General features: G+C 41.7%; 4 protein-coding genes and 1 pseudogene. 4 read left to right on the top strand and 1 reads right to left on the bottom strand.

The genetic code is table 11. From position 1 onward, the window contains the following. Window positions 1–950: hypothetical protein (locus ACEW8O_RS23485; protein WP_373497064.1), on the top strand; the 950-nt coding region annotated here is incomplete at its 5' end. Window positions 951–1,434: 484 nt separating this feature from the next. Here the strand turns inward: ACEW8O_RS23485 and ACEW8O_RS23480 are convergent. Then, window positions 1,435–1,788, bottom strand: coding sequence for a hypothetical protein (locus tag ACEW8O_RS23480; RefSeq protein ID WP_373497063.1), 354 nt, complete (start codon window positions 1,786–1,788; stop codon window positions 1,435–1,437). A gap of 74 nt (window positions 1,789–1,862) precedes the next feature. Here ACEW8O_RS23480 and ACEW8O_RS23475 point away from each other — a divergent pair, with 74 nt between their 5' ends. The 3 genes and pseudogenes from ACEW8O_RS23475 to ACEW8O_RS23465 form a co-directional block, all read left to right on the top strand. Then, on the top strand, window positions 1,863–2,525 hold the full coding sequence (locus tag ACEW8O_RS23475; protein ID WP_373497062.1) for a metal-dependent transcriptional regulator: 663 nt from the start codon (window positions 1,863–1,865) through the stop codon (window positions 2,523–2,525). 650 nt (window positions 2,526–3,175) lie between these two features. Next, window positions 3,176–3,625, top strand: coding sequence for a thioredoxin family protein (locus ACEW8O_RS23470; protein ID WP_373497061.1), 450 nt, complete (start codon window positions 3,176–3,178; stop codon window positions 3,623–3,625). 3 nt (window positions 3,626–3,628) lie between these two features. Further along, window positions 3,629–4,042 (top strand): annotated as a pseudogene (locus ACEW8O_RS23465) (tRNA uridine-5-carboxymethylaminomethyl(34) synthesis GTPase MnmE); the annotation flags it as partial.

The raw sequence follows: 4,042 nt of genomic DNA, 5'->3' as shown, positions 1-4,042 counted from the left end.
CGCTTTTTTGCAAAAAAAGGAACCATTATTCGAGGTTGTTTGTAAATTTGAAAATGTTCGGCATACTTTTTAAGGACGCACCCAAAGTCATCATTATTACCACTTTCGAATTATTACCGGCGGGAATACTTTGCAAATTGTTTCTGAAAACAAGGCTGATTTATGACGTTCAGGAGAACCATTCATTGAATATACAGGAAAATAAAACCCAATCATGTATAAAAAAATCCTTTACCCGAATATTGGTCAAGTTTATTGAATCCAGGTCAAAATCATTTATAGACCATTATTTTTTTGCGGAGGCCTGTTATCGAGATGAGTTTCCGGAATTAAAACCTGTCACGGTGCTCGAAAATAAATTCTTCGGAAATAACTGTCCTAATGCTCCCATTAATAATGTTATCGGTCACCAATACCGGTTTCTGATTTCAGGAACACTGACGAAGGTCTATGGAGTTTTGGAAGGGGTTAAATGGTTCAAAAATATTAATGAGATTTATCCTGAAACCACTCTTCATATCATAGGGCATGTTACCTTACCTGAATATCTGCATCAGATAGAATATAAGACTTTGGGCCACCCTGCCATCACTTGTGAAATCAGCCGCTTTCCAATACCATATTCAGATATTCTAAAGGCATATCATCATGCGCACATCATATTGATGCCATATTACCAAATACCCAGCATCCAACCCAAAATCCCCAGTAAGCTATATGAGAGTTTTGCCCTATTAAAGCCCTGCCTATTTTCCCCCAATCCAAAATGGAAATCATTGTCTGATTCTTATCCGGGTGGATTGGAGATGGATTTCAAAGACCTTACAAATGCCAAAGAAAACTTTCAGACTTTTTTGAATCAAAAATATTACTTGAAGTTACCGGGACATGAGGTTTTGTGGAAAAGTCAGGAAGAGGATTTTTTGAAGGTGATGGAAAAGATGGTTTAGGTTTAGGTTTTTGAATTTTGGGCTGAAAAAGGATGTCAGTGAAGACGGCCACGTCGGAAATGTGAGTGAGACACTCACATTGGCGATGCCTCGAGAAGCCAAGGCAATGTTTAATACTCTCGAATACATTTTCAGAATCAATTGTGTCAATTGCTTCTCCTTGTCATTTCGATCCCGATGGCTATCGGGAGAGAAATCTATTCTGCCCCGAAGGTTCATAGACCTCTCCTGCCGTACCAATGACAGAATTAGAAATTGCCCCTCGGCAAGCTCGGGGAACGGATGATATGGTTAATTGAGGTTGGGGTTGGAAAAAGCGGCGGCGCCGCTTTTCCAACCCCAACCACCCCAAAAGACGACCCCAGTGGCCGATCCCCCCGATAGCTATCGGGGCTATCGTGGACGAGGCCAAACTTTAACCACAATGTAATTTCTCTTTCTGAACATTTCTAAAATGTTATTTACTCGAGATGACAAAGATCCGCTAATTGATTCTCTTAGATACTGTTATTATTTCAAGAGTGTCCAAGGCCTCACCTTGTAATTTCGAACGTATAGAGAAATCTAAAAAACCTTTAAGATTTAGTCTTCTCCTAACTCTTACCAAAACCCCAATTATTCTTAAAACCTGAAAAAAGTTATCCACTCCCATACCTTTTTGGAAACTGAATTGACCAAAAAGAAAACTCCATAAACTGTCCCCTTCCTCCTGATTTTTGACAATAGGCTTTAATTTAAGAATGTGACCCACAACAAATTGAATCATAAATACGACTTGACTAATCTTTATTTTAGACAAACCTAAAATCAAAATCACAAATCGAAATGAGTTATCCACAGTTCTTTTAGTCTCTATGAAATTATTTTTTAGTATAACCTAAATCTCTATATTTGCCATTGTAAAGTTAAAACATGAGTACCCTCACCTACGCTGAAGAGAATTACCTGAAAGCCATTTACCACCTCTCAGAGGGTGGGAAAAAGGGCGTTTCCACCAATGACATTTCCGGAGAAATGAAAACCAAACCCGCCTCTGTTTCTGACATGTTGCGGAAATTGGGAGACAAAGCCGTGATCGAATACCGCAAATATTATGGGGTGCATATCACAGAAGAAGGCAAAAAACTGGCCCTTCAAACCATCCGAAAACATCGGTTATGGGAAGTGTTTTTGGTGGAGAAACTGAAATTCTCCTGGGACGAAGTTCATGAGGTAGCAGATGAACTAGAGCATATCAAATCAAGGATCCTGATCCAAAGACTGGATGAATACCTGGGCTTTCCCAAATTTGATCCCCATGGTGATCCTATTCCGGATGAATATGGCGATGTCCGCTCCCGCCCAAGGTTGCCGCTCAATGAACTTGACCTTCATTCAACCGGTCAGATTGTCGCCGTCAAAGACAGCAGCGCAGCCTTCCTAAGGTACCTTGACAAAGTCGGTGCCTATATCGGCGCCAGGATTAAGATCACCGACATGGTAGAATTTGACGGCTCCATCGAAATCCTTGTTGACAACAAAAAATCGATCTTCATGTCCAAGGATGTGGCGGGGAATATATTGGTGATGCAGTGAGAGATGGAAGGAGGATGAAGGATGAAGGATGAAGGTATGGCACGTCATTGCGAGGAGCACTTGGGGTACTTTGATGTTTTGAATAGTCCTTCGTGCGACGTGGCAATCTCTTGGGGGATGAAGGATAAGGGATGAAGGATGAAGGTGTGACAGTGGCATGTCATTGCGAGGAGCACTTGGGAAACTTTGGTGTTTTGAAATAGCCCTTTGTGCGACGTGGCAATCTCTTGGGGGATGAAGGGATTGAAAAGGTAGATTTTAGATTGAAGATTGAAGATTGAAGATTTAGGTTTAAGTTGAAATTGTGATTAGGTTAAAACGATCTCACTTCCCCTATACTCGGGGCCGGCTTTGGCTCCCAGATTCTCGGGAAAAACTTTGTTTCTTGGTTCCCCGATACTCGGGGCAGGCTTTGATTCTTGGTTCTAACTCTCGTCTCTCGCTTCTCGTGGTTCCCCGATTTTTGGGACAGGCTTTCTTGTCTCTTGGTTCTTGTCTCTTGGTTCTTGTTTCTTAGTTCTTCGTTCTTGATTCTCGCCTCTCGCCTCTCGGTTCTCGCTTCTTGTCTCAAATCTCCACCCCTTTTTCCCAACAATTGAACTACAAATCGAAACAACTCGTTAAATTTGGATAATAAAAAATCAGATACTATGAAAAAGTTATTTGGCGCATTGCTTATCACCCTAATGAGTTTTCAACTCAGCTTGGCGCAGGATAAAATCAATTGGTTGACTTTTGAGGAAGCAGCTGCCAAGACCAATGAAAGTCCAAAAATGGTTTTTGTGGATGTATATACTGACTGGTGCGGTTGGTGCAAAAAGATGGACAAGGATACTTTCTCGGATCCTAAAGTCATTGATTACATCAATACCAATTTCTATGCTGTAAAAATGAATGCCGAAAGCACCAAGAGAACTTTCCATTTCAAAGGCAAAGAATATACAGAGGCTACCATGGCCCGTGCGATGAGGGTTACCTCCTACCCTAACTTTATCATCATGGATGCTGCCATGGAAAACATCACACAATTGCCTGGTTACAGACTGCCCGACCCCTTTCTGGAAGGCCTAAGTGGTTTGGTAGGCAAATTCTCAAAGTAATTTATGTCCTTTTCCCTTCACGAAAAAGAAGATACCATAGTGGCATTGGCTACCCCTCAGGGAGTCGGTGCCATTGCTGTTATCAGGCTGTCAGGTAAAAATGCCATCAAAATCACCAATGAGGTTTTTAAGGGCAAAGATCTTGATATCCAAGAATCACATACCATTCACTTCGGGACAATTCGGGATGGGGAAAGAATCATTGATGAGGTGTTAGTATCACTTTTTATAGCCCCCAAATCCTTTACCAAAGAAAATGTGGTGGAAATTTCCACGCATGGTTCCTCCTACATCATCAATCAGGTCATCAAACTCTTGATCCGAAAAGGTGCAAGACCTGCCAAACCGGGAGAGTTTACCCAAAGGGCTTTCCTTAACGGTCAATTTGACCTTGCCCAAGCAGAGGCAGTTGCAGAC

Source organism: Aquiflexum sp. (assembly GCF_041749095.1).
GTDB lineage: Bacteria > Bacteroidota > Bacteroidia > Cytophagales > Cyclobacteriaceae > Aquiflexum.
Note: the sequence above shows the minus strand (reverse complement) of the source record. Positions and strands in the feature narration are given on the sequence as shown.

Coding starts and splice junctions, on each gene's coding strand:
- ACEW8O_RS23470 (WP_373497061.1), top strand. CDS start 3,176: ATGAAAAAGTTATTTGGCGCATTGCTTATCACCCTAATGAGTTTTCAA.
- ACEW8O_RS23475 (WP_373497062.1), top strand. CDS start 1,863: ATGAGTACCCTCACCTACGCTGAAGAGAATTACCTGAAAGCCATTTAC.